Raw genomic sequence first — 17423 nt, forward strand, 5'->3', positions numbered from 1 at the left:
AGTGCCGCCCCGCACAGGGGCAACACTAATAGACCACAAAGAATTCAAGGAAAGGCCAACACCCCAAAGAACACAACCAAAGCGCCGCGCAGGCAAAAAGCTCATCAATCCGGCAACTCCGCCGCCCCCATCCTCCGCGCAATCACCCGCGACCGCTGCGCCAGATACGCCGACCCCCGATGCTCATCAAAATACTTAGGCTGCGGCAGCATAACGGCCAATCGAGCCGACTGCGCAGCAGTCAACTTACTCGCCGACGTCTTGTAATAATAATGGGCCGCCGCCTCAGCCCCATAAACCCCATTCCCCCACTCAACGGAGTTGAGATAAATCTCAAAGATCCGCTCCTTATCCATCAAGGTCTCAAGCATCCAGGTAATGATGAGCTCCTGTCCCTTCCGGATATAACTCTTCTCCCGCGACAAAAACAGGTTCCGCGCCAACTGCTGAGTAATAGTAGAACCGCCGCGAACAATCTTGCCCTTAGCCTTATTCCGCTCCCATGCCTGCAAAATAGCGTCGGTCTCGTAACCATTGTTGTTAACAAAATTCGCATCCTCAGAAGCAATGATCGCCCGCTTCAGATTCCGCGAAATCTGGTCATACGGCACCCACGTATGCTGCACTGAAAGATCCGGCCGATCCTGCGACAACCGCCGCGCATCCGAACGCATAAACGAGGTAGTCCGCGGATTGACGTAATTCCAAACCGCGATCTGCGCGAAGTAAAACGCCTGCGTCGCCAGCCACGCAATCGCTACCACGGCGCCCAGATAGAACAGCCACCGCGCCGGTCCTGGCCGGCTCACGCGCCGCGTTGCTGTCATCGTGCGTTGAATCCTCGTGTCAATGGGCGCGGCACAGTAATACGCCGCCTTACGTGTGCGACGGCGCCGTCAACAGCGCGCGCAATTCAGCCAGCACCGGCGCACCGTCAGGCCGCACACCGCGCCACACGTAAAACGATTCAGCCGCCTGCTCGACCAGCATGCCGAGTCCATCGGCGCCACGCGCGCCCAGCTTCCTCGCGTGCTCCATGAAGACGGTCGGATGCGCGCCGTACATCATGTCGTAGGCGAGCGTGCCGCTGCCGAACGCGCGGTCGTCGCACTCGGGGAGCGATGCGTCCAGGCTCCCCGCCGTCGCGTTGACGATCACATCGTAAGTGCCCGCTTCGATCGCCCGCGCGCTACCGCCGCTCAGACGACACGCGGCGTCGCGCGCGGCCTGCGCAAACTGGTCGACGAGCGCCTCAGCCTTCTCCGCCGTGCGATTGACGATGGTCAGCGTATGCGGCGCGCGATCAAGCATCGGCAGAACCACGCCACGCGCGGCGCCGCCGGCGCCCAACAACAAAATGCGCGCGCCCTTCAACGACACGCCGAGATTTACCTCGATGTCGCGCACCAGACCGAAGCCATCCGTGTTGTCGCCATAAATACCGTTCGCATCGATACGCAACGTGTTCACCGCGCCCGCCGCCGCCGCGCGCGGCGACAACGTGTCAGCAAACGCATGCGCGTCGAGCTTGAACGGCACGGTCACGTTCAGCCCGCGCCCGCCTGCATCGATAAACGCCCGCACGTGCGGCACGAAGGCTTCCACCGGCGCGAGCAGGTGGCCATACTCCACAGGCTCGCCGGTCTGCGCGGCAAAACGTCCATGAATGAACGGCGATTTGCTGTGGCCGACCGGGTTGCCGATGACCGCATAGCGATCGCGTGAATCCTGAGTGCTCATCGTCCCGGCTCCGCAATGTGCTGATGCGTGGCGGCATCGCCAGCGCCATCGCCGTTTTCGGCGTCGGTTTGCGCAGCCGTGTCGTTGCCGTCGAGTTCGGCTTCGGCCTGCGCCTCGGCTTCGCCTTCGGCGCTCTCGTCCGGGGCGTCGATGATTTCTTCTTCGCCCTCGTCCGCTTCTTCAGCCTCGCTGCCGCTCGTTACGGTCGGCGCGTCGAGCACGTGCAGGAGACGCACGGACGCTTCGACAGTCAACTCATCGATCGACATCACTTCCATCTGCAAACGCGTGCCGCGCGCGTGCACGCCGAGGCCCGGCACATGCAGCAGCAACGGAATCTCTTCCAGACGCACCAGATCGCCCTTCACCACCGACGCCACCACCTGCTTCCTGTTCTCCTGCTTCAGCCAGCGCAGGCACCAGAAGTACTCCATGCGACGCTGATGATCGGCATACGCAGTGTAGGTATCGTCGAAACCTTGCACGACGGCGAACAGATCGGCGTCTTTCGGCTTGAACGGCGCGGCCAGTTTCGCGGTCACGCCATGCTGCACGCAGGCGATCAACTGCCACTGGTTGACCAGGTCGACATAACGACGCAGCGGCGACGTGCTCCACGCGTACTGCGTGACACCGAGGCCTTCGTGCGGCGCGGCGTTGGTCTGCATGCGCGTGCGCTTGGGGCCGGTCGGCGCGCCGAATGCGCGCTGCGTCCGATAGATGCCCGGCACGCCATGATCGTGCAGAAACGCGCCCCACGACGAGTTCGCGAGAATCGCCAGCTCGGCGACGATCGTGTCGAGCGGCGAACCGCGCCGACGCGGCGTGATCGTGATGTGCTCGCCTTCCACATAGAAGTTGAAGTCGGTATTGCGCTGCACTTCGCGGCGCAGACCGTAACCGGCGCGCGCGGCCTGGCGCTTTTCGAACAGCGCCTGCGCGAACGGCCACAGCACGGCGATGTCTTCCTTATGCGGATAGTCGCCGGTGCCATCGGCGAGCGCCTCTTCGGTCACCAGCTCGTCGAGTGTGTTGTGGCGCAGGTTGTTCTTCACGAACACGCGCTCGGCGCGCGTTTCGCTCGCGACGATCTCCTGCGTCTCGCGATTGACGATCACATACAACGACAGCGCGGGGCGCAAGCCGCCTTCGGCCAGCGTGAACGCTTCGACGATGCTGTCCGGCAGCATCGTAATCTTGTCGCCCGGCATGTACACGGTCGACAGACGCGTGCGCGCGATCGCATCGACCTCGTCGCCACGCTGAATGCCGAGCGCCGGTGCAGCGATGTGCACGCCGATCCGCACGCGGCCGTCGGCCAGATGCTCGACGGAGAAAGCATCGTCGATTTCAGTGGTGGTGATGTCGTCGATCGAGAACGCCTGCACGTCCGCTTCCGGCAGATCTTCCGGCAAGGTGCCGACGGTGACCGGCGGAAAGCCGGTGCCGTGCGGGAAAAACTCAGAGAGGAATTTCGCCTCATGCAACGCGCGCGCCGACGGAATGGCCCCGTTTTCCAGCATCAGACGCGCCTGCGAAATACCGCGCGCCGCCGCGGCGCCTTCGAGCGCCTTGTATTCGATCGTGTTCTTGTCCGGCTTGGTCAACAGCCCCAGCGCCTTGCTGCCGGTGAAGGCTTCCGGCAGGCGGCCGGCTTTCAGCTCGTCTTCATAGCCGGCCTGCACCAGCGCCTGCTGACGCTTGCGCTCGAGCCCGGCGAGCGCCATCTTCAATTGCTCCTGCGGCGCGCGCTGATACATGCCGCGGCCCTTGCGGCGGAAGTACACCGGCGAACCGTGCATGCGCAGCACCAGCGCGGCGCGCTCGATCGAGCCGAAGCGCTCGCCGAAGTACTCGGCGCCGAGCGTCGCGAACGGGAATTCGTCGTCAGGCGCGCACTCCCACAGGAAGTCTAGGTCGATCTCCTGCGCGGCGGCGTCGGCCTGCTGCATCAACTCGGCCGCACTCGGCTTTTCGAATTCGATCAGCACATCTTTCGCGCGCACCTTGGCGCGCCGGCCGCCCGGCAACTCGACCTGAAAAGCATCGCCCTGGCGCGACAGCACGCTGCCTGCCTTGAAACTGCCCGATTCCTCGAAGAAAACGTTCACTCAATACTCTCGTTCTGACTTGCATCTGCCGGCGCGCCCGATCCTGCTTTGCGATCGGTCATTGCGTGCGCGGCACGGCAACGTGTTCGTGGTAGTGGATCCGCGGCGCGATACGCGCGCGCCGGCGGCATGAATCATGATGCGCGGCAATCGCCCCGCTGCTGGAACGCCCGGCTTTACGCGACTTTACGCGGCTTCGCGCGGCGCCGGCGGCTCGACGTCTTCCGCGTCGCAAAAGGCCAGCACGTCGTCGACGTATTGCGCGAACTCGCTGATCGCATGGTCACTCCCTTCGATCAGCGTAGTGCGTGCGCCAGGATAGTGCGCGAGCATTTCGCGGTAGTCGAGCACTTCGTCGCCGGTGGCGGCCATCAAATAATAGCGTTCGGGCCGCGTGATCGACGAGACGCCGAGCGCGCGCAGTTCATCCAGATGATGCGGCTCGACGACGATGCTCCCGCCGCCGTGCCATAACGGCTGCTCGCCGAGATAGGCGCTCAGATCGCGCTGTGGCACGACCGCCGGGTTCAGCAACACCGCCGGCCAGCCATGCTTTTCCGCCAGATGGGTCGCGAAATAGCCGCCAAGCGAACTGCCGATCAGCGTGACGTTTTCCGGCTGGGCGGCGGCCACCAGCGATTCGGCGAGCGCCACCGTCTCGAACGGCGAGACCGGCAGCATCGGACAGCACCATTCGTCGCTGCGGCCGAGCTCGACGAGCCGTGCCGCCAGCACGCGCGCCTTGAACGAATTGGGAGACGAGCGGAACCCGTGCAGATAAAGGATCACGAAGCGCCTCGCGCGGAAAGGGCGTCGAGCAGTTTCTGATGCACGCCGCCGAAGCCGCCGTTGCTCATCACCAGAATCTGATCGCCGGGGCGCGCTGCGTGGACTACCGCTTTGACCAGCGCGTCGAGATTGTCGAAAGCCTGCGCTTTGCCGCCGAGCGGCGCGAGCGCCTCGCCGAGATTCCAGCCGAGCGCATCGCGGCCGGTCGGCGCGCCGTAGCCGAACACGAGGTCGGCGTCGGCGAGACTGGCCGGCAATTGCGCTTTCATCACGCCGAGCTTCATGGTGTTCGAGCGCGGTTCCAGCACGGCGAGAATCCGCGTGTTGTCGCGGCCCACCCGGGCGCGCAGGCCGGCCACGGTCGTGTCGATGGCGGTCGGATGATGCGCGAAGTCGTCGTAAACGGTCACGCCGTCGACGCTGCCGCGCACTTCCATGCGCCGCTTGACATTGCGAAAGCTCGCCAGCGACCGGGCGGCCTGCGCCGGCGGCACGCCGACATGGCGCGCGGCGGCGATCGCGGCCAGCGCGTTCATGCGGTTGTGCTCGCCTTGCACCTGCCACTCGACCACACCGACGCGCTCGCTGTTGTGATAAACGGCAAAACGCTCGTCGACCGGCACGCCGTCTTCCGCCGGCAAGGTTTGCCAGCCGCCCTGCACGCCGAAACGCTCCACCTCGCTCCAGCAGCCGCGCGTCAGCACGCGCTCGAGCGCGTCTTCACGGCCGTTCGTCACCACGCGGCCAATACCCGGCACAGTGCGGATCAAATGATGGAACTGCGTTTCGATCGCGGCCAGATCCGGGAAAATGTCGGCGTGATCGAATTCGAGGTTGTTCAGAACCGCGGTCTTGGGCCGGTAGTGAACGAACTTCGAGCGCTTGTCGAAGAAGGCCGTGTCGTACTCGTCGGCTTCGATCACGAAGAAGCTCGAATCGGTCAGCCGCGCGGACACGCCGAAATTCAGCGGCACGCCGCCGATCAGAAAGCCCGGATTGAGTCCGGCGTCTTCGAGCAGCCAGGTCAGCATCGAGCTGGTGGTCGTCTTGCCGTGCGTGCCGGCCACCGCCAGCACCCATTTGCCGTTCAGCACATGCTCGCCGAGCCATTGCGGGCCGGAGGTGTACGGCAGGCCGCGGTCGAGAATGGCTTCCATCAGCGGGTTGCCGCGCGAGACCACGTTGCCGATCACGAACAGGTCCGCGTTCAGGCCGTTCAACTGGTCCGCGTCGTAACCTTCTATCAGGCCAATGCCTTGCGCCTCGAGCTGGGTGCTCATGGGCGGATAGACGCCGGCGTCGCAACCCGTCACGGTGTGGCCCGCGCCGCGCGCGAGGACCGCGAGACCGCCCATGAACGTGCCGCAGATACCGAGGATGTGGATGTGCATAAGCCTGTCGTGCCGCGCGGGCGTTTTTCCTGGAAGGGCCCCCTAACCTGCCGCTTCGCGCCAGGCCCCCTGAGGGGGCAAGAAAACCGGGCGCGGCCCGGCGTTTTCCTGTGAGGGATGGGAGCGCAGAAGAGCGCCGAAACGACCGTCTGCAAAGGTCGCTATTGTAACCGACGCCTTTCGATCGCCCTATGCGCGCTCGCCCCCGCCGCCTCGCCCGGCGCGCGGCGCGACCCGCCAGGAAAGGCCGTCATCAATCTCTAGTATGATCGAGGGATGGTCCGCAAATCTCATTTCGATCCGCAGCGCGTGCGCGAGGAAATCGCCATCGCGGCTGCCCGCATGATCGCCGAAGACGGTCTGGATTACGCCACGGCGAAGCGCAAAGCCGCCCGGCAAGTGGTCGGCGAGAGCCGTGTTGCCGGCGAATGGCTGCCGGATAATGACCAGATCGAAGAAGAAATCCGCGAATATCAATCGCTGTTCCAGGGCGACAGCCAGCCCGTGCTGCTGCGGCGGCTGCGCCGTATCGCGGTCGAATGGATGGAGCGGCTCGCGCCGTTCAATCCGTATCTGACGGGCGCGGTGCTCGGTGGCACCGCCGGCGAACACTCGGATATTCACCTTCAGGCGTTCTGCGACAACCCGAAAGAAGTCGCGATCTACTTTCTGAACGCGAATATCCAGTACGACGTCTCGGAAACGCGGCATTTCGCCGGCCGCGGCTATGTCGAGACGCTCAGTTTCCTGTGGCGTCCCACGAACGAAGGGCGCGACGCTGAACCGGTCGGCGTGCACGTGGCGCTCTACGAAACGGATGACCTGCGCGGCGCAGTACGCGCCGATGCGCGCGGGCGCACGGCGCGCGCGAATCTGCAGGCCGTTCAGACGCTGCTCGACGGCAGCGACGTCGCTCCTTCAACCAACTAGACTGACCAAGATGAATACGAGACGGATTCTGGCGGGCGCGCTTGTCGCCGTTGTAGCTGCGGGCGGCGGTGTGTTGGCGAACCACTGGCTAAATGGCGGCGCTGAAGAAGTCGCCCACGCCTCGCAGCCAGCCTCACACGAAAGCGCGGTCGCGCAACTCTGGACCGCTCCGGTCACGACGGTCGACGGCAAGCCGCAAACGCTAAGTTTGCTTAAGGGACACCCGATCGTCGTCAACTTCTGGGCCTCGTGGTGCGGGCCTTGCGTCGAGGAAATGCCGGCTTTGTCGCAGCTTCAGCGCGATTACGCGAAAAAAGGCATCCAGTTCGTCGGACTTGGCGTGGATTCGGAGAAGAACGTTCAGGCGTTCCTGCAGAAGGTGAAAGTGGCGTACCCGGTGTACGTGACCGGCTTCGGCGGCGCTGACCTCGCGCGCGCCTTCGGCAATACTGCGGGCGGACTGCCGTTTACTGTCGTAATCGACGCAAAAGGCAACATTCGCTCGACAAAATTAGGCCAAATCGACCCGCAGGCGCTGAAACAGACGCTCGACGCGCTCTAAATTTCACATTCTTCTGACACCCAATTACCTGCCGAACGCGGAAAAATACGAGCAAATCGCACGGATTTGAGAGAAGATGGGCGCCCGGCGCGGCGGCGAAACGCCGCCGCCATCAATCAGTACGCGCGCGAAACTAGACAAGTTTCTCTAATCAGCGCTAAAGTGCGCCCAATTCCACGGAAAAAGAAGCGACCATGACGCGACTGCTGGTACTGCACGGACCCAACCTCAACCTTCTCGGCACCCGGGAACCCGAGGTCTACGGTCGCGTGACCTTGCCGCAGATCGATCAGGCGCTGGCGGACCGCGCAGCGGACGCAGGCGTCGAACTCGCGTCGTTCCAGAGCAATCACGAAGGCGCTCTGGTAGACCGCATCCAATCCGCGCGGACTGAAAAAACCGATTTCATACTGATCAATCCCGCCGCGTACACGCACACCAGCGTGGCCATTCGGGACGCACTGGCGGGGGTCGGCATCCCGTTCGTCGAGATTCATCTGTCGAACGTGCATCGTCGCGAACCGTTCCGGCATCACTCGTATTTCTCCGACCAGGCTGAGGGCGTGATTTGCGGCCTCGGCTGGAAGGGATATCTGTACGCGCTCGAATTCGCGCTCGACCGGCTGTCCGCCGGCTCGTCGCGCGGCTGATTCCAAACACGTCTAATTTGCGCCGGCTGCGTACGCGCCGGCACTTTACGCATTAAAGGGGCTTCCTGATGGATCTACGTAAACTGAAAACTCTGATCGACCTCGTCTCGGAGTCCGGTATTTCCGAACTCGAAGTGACCGAGGGCGAAGGCAAGGTCCGCATCGTCAAGAATGCGCCGCCGGTTTACGTGCAACCGTCCGCCTCGTACGCGCCGCAATACGCGCAGCCGGCACCGGCAATTGGTAGCGAAGCGCCGGCCGCTGCGGCAGCCACACCGGCGACGCCCGCCGCCGTCGCGCCGCAAGGCCATGTGGTGACCTCGCCGATGGTCGGCACCTTCTACCGCGCGCCGTCCCCGGGCGCCGATCCGTTCGTCCAGGTGGGCGACACGGTCAAGGAAGGCCAGACGATCTGCATCATCGAAGCGATGAAGCTGCTCAACGAAATCGAGTCGGACAAGTCCGGCGTGGTGAAGGAAATCCTCGTCGAAAACGGTCAGGCGGTCGAGTACGGCCAACCGCTGTTCGTGGTCGGCTGACGCGGCACGTTTTACGCATGCCGCCCGCGCGCCGTTGTTCCCGGGCGCGCGACCGATCCTCTGAGGCAGCCGGCGTTGTGATCAACCCGGCGCCCATTGATGAGTCGAAAACCCGCTATGTTTGAAAAAATCCTCATTGCCAATCGTGGCGAGATCGCGCTTCGTATCCAGCGCGCCTGCCGCGAACTCGGCGTCAAGACGGTCGTCGTTTATTCCGAAGCCGACAAGGAAGCCAAGTACGTGAAGCTCGCCGACGAGGCCGTCTGTATCGGCCCGGCGCCTTCGAACCTGAGCTATCTGAACATGCCCGCGCTGATCAGCGCGGCGGAAGTCACCGACGCCGAAGCGATTCACCCCGGCTACGGCTTCCTCTCGGAAAACGCCGACTTCGCCGAACGTGTCGAACAGTCCGGCTTCACCTTCATCGGCCCGCGCCCGGAAACGATCCGGATGATGGGCGACAAGGTCACGGCCAAGCAGACCATGATCAAAACCGGCGTGCCTTGCGTGCCGGGTTCGGAAGGCGCGTTGCCGGAAGATCCGAAAGAGATCGTGAAGATTGCCCGTCAGGTCGGCTATCCGGTCATCATCAAGGCCGCCGGCGGCGGCGGTGGCCGTGGCATGCGCGTGGTGCACACGGAAGCGGCGCTGGTCAACGCGGTCAACATGACGCGCGAAGAAGCCGGCCGTGCGTTCGGCAACCCGCAGGTCTACATGGAGAAATTCCTGGAGAACCCGCGGCACATCGAAATTCAGATACTGGCCGATTCGTTCAAGAACGCGGTCTGGCTGGGCGAGCGTGATTGCTCGATGCAGCGCCGTCACCAGAAAGTGATCGAAGAAGCGCCGGCGCCGGGTATCGCGCGCCGTCTGATCGACCGCATCGGCGATCGTTGCGCGGACGCCTGCAAGAAGATGGGCTATCTGGGCGCGGGCACGTTCGAGTTCCTGTACGAAAACGGCGAGTTCTACTTCATCGAAATGAACACGCGCGTGCAGGTCGAACATCCGGTGACGGAGCTGATCACGGGCGTCGACATCGTGCAGGAACAGATTCGCATTGCGGCCGGCGAAAAGCTCGCCTTCCGTCAACGCGACATCGTGTTCAAGGGTCACGCGATCGAATGCCGGATCAACGCTGAAGATCCGTTCAAGTTCATTCCGTCGCCGGGACGTTTGACGTCGTGGCACATGCCGGGCGGCCCCGGCATCCGCGTCGACTCGCACGCCTACAATGGCTATTTCGTGCCGCCGAACTATGATTCGATGATCGGCAAGCTGATCGCTTACGGCGCCACGCGCGAACAGGCGATCAAGCGCATGCGCATCGCGTTGTCGGAGATGGTGGTGGAAGGCATTCAGACCAACATCCCGTTGCACCGCGAACTGATGCTGGACGCGAAATTCGTCGAAGGCGGCACCAGCATTCATTACCTCGAAAACCGGTTGGCCGCGAAGCTGCAGGCCGCGCCGGAAGAAGCGTAACTCATGAGCTACCGGGAACTGATCGCCGAGCTGGCACGCGAGCACGCGGAGGAATTTTCCGACGCGCTGCTCGAGTTGGGTGCGTTGTCCGTGTCGGTCGAAGATGCGGACGCCGACACGCCCGACGAGCAGCCGCTGTTCGGCGAGCCCGGTCTCACGCCGGATCGCACGGCGTGGCAGCGTTCGCGCGTGATCGCGCTGCTCGCGCCGGAACACGAGCCGGCGGTACTGCTTACCGCCGCGGCCAATGAAATCGGGTTGGAGGCGGCGCCGTCGTTCACCGTGCGTGAAGTCGAGGATCAGGATTGGGTGCGGCTCACGCAGTCGCAGTTCGATCCGATCAAGATCGGCGAGCGCATCTGGGTCGTGCCGTCATGGCACGATGCGCCGGACCCCGAAGCACTGGTGCTGGAACTGGATCCGGGACTCGCCTTCGGCACCGGCAGCCATCCCACCACGCGGCTTTGCATGGAATGGCTGGAGCAGTCGGTGCAGCCCGAGCAATCGGTTCTCGACTACGGCTGCGGCTCCGGCATTCTCGCGATCCTCGCGAAAAAGTGCGGTGCGAATCCGGTGTACGGCATCGACATCGATCCGCAAGCGGTCGAATCGGCACGTCACAACAGCGAGCGCAATCGCGCGGAAGTCACCTACGATTTGCCCGACGAATGCCCCACCGGCGAGTTCGATATCGTGGTCGCCAATATCCTGTCCAACCCGCTCAAGCTGATGGCCTCGATGCTCTCCTCGAAGGTCAAACCGGGTGGCAAGATCGCGCTGTCCGGCATTCTGGCGCGGCAAGCGGACGAAGTCGCGCAGGTCTACTCACGGTGGATCGACATCAGCGTATGGCGCGAACACGAGGGTTGGGTATGTCTGTCGGGAACGCGTCGCGAAAGCCATTAGAATAAGGCGTATTGTCCAACCAACGGCCTTCCGGCTTATCGGCTCAATATGCTCCTGGCAACACGTTGCCCCTTCTGCGAAACCGTCTTCCGCCTGCAAACGGAACAACTTGCGCTGCGCCGCGGCCTGGTGCGCTGCGGGCATTGCCACGAAGTATTCGACGCGTCGAGCAGCCTGTTCGACATCAGTGAAGGCGGTGACTTTTCCACCGCCAAACCGGTCGCCGCTGCCGCCGCGATCGAGGCGCTCTCGGGCGTGCGCCCCAAGGGCCCCGACTTCAGCGCCGAAGCATGGGATCCGTGGGCGGCGGCACCCGACGCCGCCATCGACAACCGTCTGCGCCATAACGCCAGCAATGTGCCGCTCGCACCGGTCGCCACCGGCGCAGGCGTCGCGGTCACACCGCGCCACGCTACCGAGCCCGAACTGCCGCCCGGCGCATCCACCGCACCGCGTCCGCCCGACGACGAACCACTGCTGGCGGACGCGCCGCTCGATCCGTTCGCCTATCACCTCGATCCGCCCGAGGAAGAAGCGCCACGTGTGTGGCACAAGACCGAGCGCGCTTCCGACGCGCCGATGGACGACGCGCCGCTCGAAGAGCCGGTTCTGGACGAACCGGCTACCTTGTATGGCATTCCTGACAATGAGCCGCGTTTCGGCGCGGCCGGCGTAGGCGCGGCTGTGGGCGCAGGCGCGGCCGGCTTTGCTGCTGCCGGCCCGGCCGCCACCACTGGCCCGGTCTCCGCCAGCGGCGAGCCCTTCTCCGTGCAGCCAGTCAACGACGGCGCCGATCCCTTCCCCGTGGTGCGCGAAACCCGCCCGGCCGAACCGCGGCGCATGGGCTGGATCATCGCCGGTTCGGTGGTGGCGGCGCTATTGATCATCGCGCTGCTCGCGCAACTCGCCTGGTGGCAACGCGAAACGGTGATGGTGTATTTCCCGCGCTCGCAGACGCTCTACGCGAAGGCCTGCCTGACGCTCGGCTGCCAGGTCACGCCGCCGCACGACATCGACGGGTTGCAGGTCGAACCGTCCGATCTGCGGCAGATCGACGGCCCGCACAAGCTCGAACTGAAGATGCCGCTGCGCAACCGCTTCAATATCGCGCTCGCCTATCCGGCCATCGAACTCACGCTGCTCGACGATCAGAACAACGTCGCGGTACGCCGCGTGCTGTGGCCGCAAGACTACGTCCCGCCCGGCACACAGATCGCGGCCGGCCTGCCGGCGCATACGACCCAGACCATGATCGTGCATCTCGACACGGGCAATGCGGTCGCTTCAAATTTCCGCGTACAGATTTTTTATCCGTAGCGCATCCTCGCGCGCCTGGCGCTGGCCGGGCGCGTTCACCGTCAATCCTGACGAATTTTCGGAGCACGACAACATGAGTCAAGTCACGCTGGGTGGCAACCCGATCGAAGTAGCCGGCACGTTCCCGTCGATGGGCCAGGCCGCTCCCGCTTTCTCGCTGGTCGGCAAGGATCTGAAGCCGGTGTCGCTCGCCGATTTCGCCGGCAAGCGCAAAGTGCTGAACATTGTCCCGAGCCTCGACACGCCGACCTGCGCCACCTCGACCCGCAAGTTCAACGAAGCCGCGGCCAAGCTGACCAACACGGCCGTGATCGTCGTGTCGGGCGACCTGCCGTTCGCCGCGTCGCGCTTCTGCACGACCGAAGGCATCGAGAACGTCGTCACGGCGTCCACGTTCCGCGGCCACGAGTTCGCGCAGGCCTACGGCGTCGACGTGACGAGCGGCCCGCTGACCGGCCTGACGGCACGCGCCGTGGTAGTCGTCGACGAGAACGACAAGGTCGTTCACGCTGAACTGGTCGGCGAAATCAAGAACGAACCGAACTACGACGCAGCCCTCGCCGCGCTGAAGTAACACCTTCGCGCACGAACCCGGCGCCGCGCTTCATGCGCGGCGCTGTCACGTCGTCGCGCTCATTCTCCTTATCGTTTTTACAGGAACGCTCGCCTTGGCTACGCTGATTTGCGGCTCGCTCGCCTACGACAACATCATGACCTTCGAAGGCCGGTTCCGGGAGCACATCCTGCCGGAGCAGGTCCACATCCTGAACGTCAGCTTTCTCGTGCCGACCATGCGCCGCGAGTTCGGCGGCTGCGCGGGCAACATCGCCTACTCGCTGCATCTGCTGGGCGGCGACGCGCGCATCATGGGCACGCTCGGCTCGGTCGACGCGCAGCTCTACATGGACCGGTTCAAGCAACTCGGCCTGTCGACGCAGAGCGTGCTGGTCGTGCCGGACGCCTATACGGCGCAGGCGATGATCACGACGGATCTGGAAAACAATCAGATCACCGCGTTCCACCCGGGCGCGATGATGCAGTCGCATCTGAATCGCGCCGACGAGGCCAAGGGCATCACGCTCGGCATCGTCGGGCCGGACGGTTACGACGGCATGATCCAGCACGCCGAGCATCTGGCGGCCGCGGGCGTGCCGTTCATCTTCGATCCGGGCCAAGGCTTGCCGCTCTTCGACGGCGCGTCGCTGCGGCGCATGATTGAACTCGCCACTTATGTAGCGGTCAATGATTACGAAGCCAAACTGGTGAGCAATAAAACGGGTTGGTCGATCGAAGAGATCGCCGGCAAGGTCGAGGCGCTGATCGTCACGCTCGGCGAGCAAGGCGCGCAGATCCATCATGCGGGCGGCATCGAAGAGATTCCGGCGGTCAAGGCACAGCAAGTGCTCGATCCCACAGGGTGCGGCGACGCGTTCCGCGGCGGCTTGCTGTACGGCATCGAGCACAAGCTCGGCTGGGGCACCACCGGGCGTCTGGCGAGCCTGATGGGCGCGCTGAAGATCGAACACCAGGGCCCGCAAAACTATGCGCCCAGCCGGGCCGAGATCAACGAGCGGTTCAAGCAGGCGTTCGGATACGACCTGCCGTAATACCGAGAGCTATTGGAGTTTAGGGAATGAGAACAACGAGTCGCCTGGTGGTGGCCGCCTTGATTGCCGGTTCGCTGGCCATGTCAGGGTGTGCGTACAACAGCAGTTCCGCGGACGTGTACACGGCGTCGCAGGCACAGCGTGAAGAAACGGTTCGCCTGGGCACGGTCGACAGCGTGCGCGCAGTGAAGATCAGTTCGAACAACGGCCAGCCGAGCGGAATCGGCGCGATCGGCGGCGGCGCCTTGGGCGCGGTAGCCGGCAGCACGATCGGCGGTGGCACCGGCTCGATCATCACCGGCATTATCGGCGGTCTGGCGGGCGCGGTGGCCGGCAACTCGATCGAAAACGGCGTCGCCGTGCGCGACGGTCTCGAGATCACCGTGCGGCTCGATAACGGCGACATGCGCGCCATCACGCAAAGCGCCACCGGCGAGATCTTCCGCGCCGGCGAGCGCGTGCGGCTGCTCTCCAGCGGCGGCGTCACGCGCGTCACGCACTAAGTTTCCCCTCTCGCGCGGCGAGGCTTTCTGCCGCCGCGACGACCTCACACGCATGCCCTCCCCTGTGCATGCGTTTTTTTTCGCCTGCAAGTTTCTCGCCGGGCGAAAAAAATCCCGTCGCCGGAAACCGGCAACGGGACCCTGACCGAGTAGCGCTCAGCAAACGACCTAAGCGCTACTCGATCATCGGACACATCATGCGACGTGTCGAAGTGCTTCTACTGCTTGTCGTCCAACTTACGGACGGCTGCCCGTCGGGAACGGCCATGCCGCTGCCGGGTTCAGCGCGGTCTTCACCGTCGCCGCCGGTGCGCTCGAGACAGAAGTCGCAGCGGGTGCGGGAGCCGCCTTCTTGGCGACAGCCTTCTTCGCAGGGGCAGCCTTCTTGGCAGGAGCAGCGGCCTTCTTCGCGGCAGCCTTCTTGGCAGGCGCAGCCTTTTTAGCGGCAGCCTTTTTCGCGGGCGCAGCCTTTTTCGCAGCAGCCTTTTTCGCAGGCGCAGCCTTCTTGGCAGCAGCCTTCTTAGCCGGTGCAGCCTTCTTCGCTGCAGCCTTCTTGGCCGGTGCTGCCTTCTTTGCTGCAACCTTCTTCACAGCGGCTTTCTTAGCCGGTGCAGCCTTCTTCGCCGCAACCTTCTTCACTGCGACTTTCTTGGCTGCAGCCTTCTTGGCCGGCGCAGCTTTCTTCGCTGCAACCTTCTTAGCCGGTGCTGCCTTCTTCGCTGCAACCTTCTTCACTGCCACTTTCTTGGCAGCGACTTTCTTTGCCGGAGCAGCCTTCTTGGCCGGAGCAGCCTTCTTTGCTGCGACCTTCTTGGCTGCGGGTTTCTTAGCGGCGGCTTTTTTTGCAGTTGCCATCATTTTCTCCTTCAGGTTTTCAGATGAGAGTCAGTTCAAACTACACCCTTCGTCAAAACCCGCTTCCCGCGGACGCTTCTCAGGGCGCGCGCTACGAAGCGGGCTATTCATCGGCGTACGCAGGTGCTGCGCGCTTACGCTAATGAATGCGGTAAGGCGCGCCGTGCCAAAAGGCACCGCGCGCCAGATCTGTTCGGCGTGAAAGCTCAACGCCGGCAATTGCTTGATCGAGCCGCCGGCAATGACGCCAGCGGCTTTTTCCGGGGGGAAGTTTGCCCATCCCAATGAAGGGTTCGCAAAGTGCCTGTCATAGTTGTGGGCCGCGAAGGCACGCGGCGCACCGGGCATGCTTTGCATCAGGCGGTTCTGCTCCTAGCCAAAATTGCCGCGGCCCAAGCCGACGGCATCCCCATCGATGAATGCATCTGCAGCACGAACCCGGATCACTCCCAGGTCAGCGCGCCGCCAGTCTGATATTCGATCACTCGCGTCTCGAAGAAGTTGCGTTCCTTCTTCAGGTCGATCATCTCGCTCATCCACGGGAACGGGTTTTCCTCGTTCGGGTACAGCGGATCGAGACCGATCTGCTGGCAACGGCGGTTGCAGATGAAGCGCAGATAGCTCTTGAACATCGACGCGTTGAGGCCGAGCACCCCGCGCGGCATCGTGTCTTCTGCGTAACGATATTCAAGTTCGACCGCTTGCTGGAAGATCTCGCGGATTTCCGCGCGGAACTCAGCCGTCCAGAGTTGCGGGTTTTCGAGTTTGATCTGGTTGATCAGGTCGATGCCGAAGTTGCAGTGCATCGACTCGTCGCGCAGGATGTACTGGTACTGTTCCGCCGCGCCGGTCATCTTGTTCTGGCGACCCAGCGCCAGGATTTGGGTAAAGCCGACGTAGAAGAACAGCCCCTCCATCACACAGGCGAACACGATCAGCGAGCGCAGCAGCGTCTGGTCTGCCTCGAGCGTGCCGGTCTTGAAGGCCGGATCGGTCAGCACGTGGATGTACGGAATCAGGAATTCGTCTTTCGCGCGGATCGAGGAAACCTCGTGATACGCGTTGAAGATTTCGCCTTCGTCGAGGCCCAGGGACTCGACGATGTACTGGTAGGCGTGCGTGTGGATCGCCTCTTCGAACGCCTGGCGCAGCAGGAACTGACGGCATTCGGGCGCCGTGATGTGGCGGTAGGTGCCCAGCACGATGTTGTTGGCGGCGAGGGAATCGGCCGTCACGAAGAAGCCCAGGTTGCGCTTGACGATGCGGCGCTCGTCTTCGGTCAGACCGTTCGGGTCTTTCCAGAGGGCGATGTCACGCGACATGTTCACTTCTTGCGGCATCCAGTGGTTGGCGCAACCAGCCAGATACTTTTCCCAAGCCCACTTGTATTTGAACGGCACCAACTGATTGACGTCGGTCTGGCCGTTGATGATGCGCTTGTCGGCGACGTTGACCCGCGCTTCCGAAACGGCAGCCGTTTCAGCAGCAGCGTTGGTCACATGAGCGACGGGAGCGACAGCAATGTCGTTCGCGAAGACGTCTTGAGCCGAGGGAGCATGAGGAGCGGAACGCGTTCCGACTTGCGAACCGACAGCCGATCCCGCAGCGTTGCGCAACACATTCTGTTGCGTAGCGCTCGAGGGAGTTACGGCAGTGATCTCGTCATCCCAGTTGAGCATAAATGTCACCATCAATTTAGAACGGTTTGTACCATCTTTTCACGAGCGATAAAAGAGTTCGCTGATGAAAAATCCTGTTTTCGATTCGCGTTGCTACGTTCATACAACACTTTGTTCAACAGAGTGTGTGCGTCACCTCATGTGAAGCGTGTTGAACGTGTGTCGTCGAGGTGCTTCGCGAGCTCGAAGAGCAACGTGTCGATGCGACGTTTCGCTGCTCTATCTATCTGTATTGCGGAGCGTGCTTGTAGCGTCTTGCGACTGCTGACTGCTGCCTCGCGTTGCTCGTCGCGGTGGTCCGCGCTTGCCTCGCATTTGCCTCGCATTTGCCTGTTCGTCAGTGCTGGCGAGGTGAAGTT

At 63.2% G+C, this 17423-nt stretch carries 18 protein-coding genes; 10 read left to right on the forward strand and 8 right to left on the reverse strand.

All coding sequences use genetic code 11. The features are described 5' to 3' along the window. Positions 1-104: 104 nt before the first annotated feature. The 5 genes from mtgA to mpl form a co-directional block, all read right to left on the reverse strand. On the reverse strand, positions 105-827 hold the full coding sequence (mtgA, locus tag PQR42_RS39145) for a monofunctional biosynthetic peptidoglycan transglycosylase (RefSeq protein ID WP_408391299.1): 723 nt from the start codon (positions 825-827) through the stop codon (positions 105-107). A gap of 49 nt (positions 828-876) precedes the next feature. Next, positions 877-1740, reverse strand: a complete 864-nt coding sequence (gene aroE / locus PQR42_RS39150; protein WP_408391297.1) for a shikimate dehydrogenase — start codon at positions 1738-1740, stop codon at positions 877-879. Further along, positions 1737-3851, reverse strand: coding sequence for a ribonuclease catalytic domain-containing protein (locus PQR42_RS39155; protein WP_408391294.1), 2115 nt, complete (start codon positions 3849-3851; stop codon positions 1737-1739). The genes aroE and PQR42_RS39155 overlap by 4 nt, the downstream gene beginning before the upstream one ends. Before the next feature lie 186 nt (positions 3852-4037). Beyond that, positions 4038-4640 carry a YqiA/YcfP family alpha/beta fold hydrolase gene (locus PQR42_RS39160; protein WP_408391291.1) on the reverse strand — a complete coding sequence of 201 codons (603 nt, stop codon included), beginning with the start codon at positions 4638-4640 and terminating at the stop codon, positions 4038-4040. After that, positions 4637-6031 carry a UDP-N-acetylmuramate:L-alanyl-gamma-D-glutamyl-meso-diaminopimelate ligase gene (gene mpl, locus PQR42_RS39165; protein WP_408233034.1) on the reverse strand — a complete coding sequence of 465 codons (1395 nt, stop codon included), beginning with the start codon at positions 6029-6031 and terminating at the stop codon, positions 4637-4639. Before mpl ends, PQR42_RS39160 begins: the two co-directional genes overlap by 4 nt. Before the next feature lie 276 nt (positions 6032-6307). Between mpl and PQR42_RS39170 the strand changes: the two genes are divergently transcribed. The 10 genes from PQR42_RS39170 (at position 6308) to PQR42_RS39215 (ending at position 14530) form a co-directional block, all read left to right on the forward strand. After that, a complete protein-coding gene (locus tag PQR42_RS39170) occupies positions 6308-6961 on the forward strand; it encodes a UDP-N-acetylmuramate--alanine ligase (protein ID WP_408391288.1) in 654 nt (217 codons plus the stop codon). A 10-nt stretch (positions 6962-6971) separates the two neighbouring features. Next, positions 6972-7523 carry a TlpA family protein disulfide reductase gene (locus tag PQR42_RS39175; RefSeq protein ID WP_408391286.1) on the forward strand — a complete coding sequence of 184 codons (552 nt, stop codon included), beginning with the start codon at positions 6972-6974 and terminating at the stop codon, positions 7521-7523. A 194-nt stretch (positions 7524-7717) separates the two neighbouring features. Next, complete coding sequence (gene aroQ, locus PQR42_RS39180; protein ID WP_063497372.1) at positions 7718-8173, forward strand: type II 3-dehydroquinate dehydratase; 456 nt, start codon at positions 7718-7720, stop codon at positions 8171-8173. A 68-nt stretch (positions 8174-8241) separates the two neighbouring features. Continuing rightward, positions 8242-8712 (forward strand): acetyl-CoA carboxylase biotin carboxyl carrier protein, encoded by a 471-nt coding sequence (gene accB / locus PQR42_RS39185; RefSeq protein ID WP_408216353.1) that lies wholly within the window; start codon positions 8242-8244, stop codon positions 8710-8712. Positions 8713-8829: 117 nt separating this feature from the next. After that, positions 8830-10197: an acetyl-CoA carboxylase biotin carboxylase subunit gene (accC, locus tag PQR42_RS39190; protein ID WP_408216356.1), complete on the forward strand. Its 1368-nt coding sequence runs from the start codon at positions 8830-8832 to the stop codon at positions 10195-10197. Between the two features lie 3 nt (positions 10198-10200). Beyond that, complete coding sequence (gene prmA / locus PQR42_RS39195; protein WP_408216359.1) at positions 10201-11103, forward strand: 50S ribosomal protein L11 methyltransferase; 903 nt, start codon at positions 10201-10203, stop codon at positions 11101-11103. A gap of 48 nt (positions 11104-11151) precedes the next feature. Further along, positions 11152-12420 carry a zinc-ribbon and DUF3426 domain-containing protein gene (locus PQR42_RS39200; protein WP_408391284.1) on the forward strand — a complete coding sequence of 423 codons (1269 nt, stop codon included), beginning with the start codon at positions 11152-11154 and terminating at the stop codon, positions 12418-12420. Positions 12421-12493: 73 nt separating this feature from the next. Continuing rightward, positions 12494-12994, forward strand: coding sequence for a thiol peroxidase (gene tpx, locus PQR42_RS39205; protein WP_408391282.1), 501 nt, complete (start codon positions 12494-12496; stop codon positions 12992-12994). A gap of 94 nt (positions 12995-13088) precedes the next feature. Further along, entirely contained in the window at positions 13089-14027 is a 939-nt protein-coding gene (locus PQR42_RS39210; protein ID WP_408216364.1) for a carbohydrate kinase family protein, read from the forward strand. Between the two features lie 26 nt (positions 14028-14053). Next, a complete protein-coding gene (locus PQR42_RS39215) occupies positions 14054-14530 on the forward strand; it encodes an outer membrane lipoprotein (RefSeq protein ID WP_408216367.1) in 477 nt (158 codons plus the stop codon). Positions 14531-14767: 237 nt separating this feature from the next. Here PQR42_RS39215 and PQR42_RS39220 read toward each other — a convergent pair whose 3' ends face one another. The 3 genes from PQR42_RS39220 to PQR42_RS39230 form a co-directional block, all read right to left on the reverse strand. After that, positions 14768-15385: a histone H1-like DNA-binding protein gene (locus tag PQR42_RS39220; protein WP_012434386.1), complete on the reverse strand. Its 618-nt coding sequence runs from the start codon at positions 15383-15385 to the stop codon at positions 14768-14770. Between the two features lie 30 nt (positions 15386-15415). Beyond that, positions 15416-15742 carry a hypothetical protein gene (locus PQR42_RS39225; protein ID WP_408216369.1) on the reverse strand — a complete coding sequence of 109 codons (327 nt, stop codon included), beginning with the start codon at positions 15740-15742 and terminating at the stop codon, positions 15416-15418. An 86-nt stretch (positions 15743-15828) separates the two neighbouring features. Then, positions 15829-17064: a ribonucleotide-diphosphate reductase subunit beta gene (locus PQR42_RS39230; RefSeq protein WP_310813870.1), complete on the reverse strand. Its 1236-nt coding sequence runs from the start codon at positions 17062-17064 to the stop codon at positions 15829-15831. Positions 17065-17423: the final 359 nt, after the last annotated feature.

This window comes from Paraburkholderia sediminicola (assembly GCF_046027355.1).
Classification (GTDB): domain Bacteria; phylum Pseudomonadota; class Gammaproteobacteria; order Burkholderiales; family Burkholderiaceae; genus Paraburkholderia; species Paraburkholderia sediminicola_B.

Excerpts from the sequence above, each read along its gene's own strand:
- PQR42_RS39170 (WP_408391288.1), top strand. The coding sequence starts at position 6,308 with ATGGTCCGCAAATCTCATTTCGATCCGCAGCGCGTGCGCGAGGAAATC.
- PQR42_RS39175 (WP_408391286.1), top strand. The coding sequence starts at position 6,972 with ATGAATACGAGACGGATTCTGGCGGGCGCGCTTGTCGCCGTTGTAGCT.
- mpl (WP_408233034.1), bottom strand. The coding sequence starts at position 6,031 with ATGCACATCCACATCCTCGGTATCTGCGGCACGTTCATGGGCGGTCTC.
- aroQ (WP_063497372.1), top strand. The coding sequence starts at position 7,718 with ATGACGCGACTGCTGGTACTGCACGGACCCAACCTCAACCTTCTCGGC.
- PQR42_RS39215 (WP_408216367.1), top strand. The coding sequence starts at position 14,054 with ATGAGAACAACGAGTCGCCTGGTGGTGGCCGCCTTGATTGCCGGTTCG.
- PQR42_RS39230 (WP_310813870.1), bottom strand. The coding sequence starts at position 17,064 with ATGCTCAACTGGGATGACGAGATCACTGCCGTAACTCCCTCGAGCGCT.
- PQR42_RS39200 (WP_408391284.1), top strand. The coding sequence starts at position 11,152 with ATGCTCCTGGCAACACGTTGCCCCTTCTGCGAAACCGTCTTCCGCCTG.
- tpx (WP_408391282.1), top strand. The coding sequence starts at position 12,494 with ATGAGTCAAGTCACGCTGGGTGGCAACCCGATCGAAGTAGCCGGCACG.
- accC (WP_408216356.1), top strand. The coding sequence starts at position 8,830 with ATGTTTGAAAAAATCCTCATTGCCAATCGTGGCGAGATCGCGCTTCGT.
- prmA (WP_408216359.1), top strand. The coding sequence starts at position 10,201 with ATGAGCTACCGGGAACTGATCGCCGAGCTGGCACGCGAGCACGCGGAG.
- aroE (WP_408391297.1), bottom strand. The coding sequence starts at position 1,740 with ATGAGCACTCAGGATTCACGCGATCGCTATGCGGTCATCGGCAACCCG.
- accB (WP_408216353.1), top strand. The coding sequence starts at position 8,242 with ATGGATCTACGTAAACTGAAAACTCTGATCGACCTCGTCTCGGAGTCC.
- PQR42_RS39225 (WP_408216369.1), bottom strand. The coding sequence starts at position 15,742 with ATGCAAAGCATGCCCGGTGCGCCGCGTGCCTTCGCGGCCCACAACTAT.
- PQR42_RS39220 (WP_012434386.1), bottom strand. The coding sequence starts at position 15,385 with ATGGCAACTGCAAAAAAAGCCGCCGCTAAGAAACCCGCAGCCAAGAAG.
- mtgA (WP_408391299.1), bottom strand. The coding sequence starts at position 827 with ATGACAGCAACGCGGCGCGTGAGCCGGCCAGGACCGGCGCGGTGGCTG.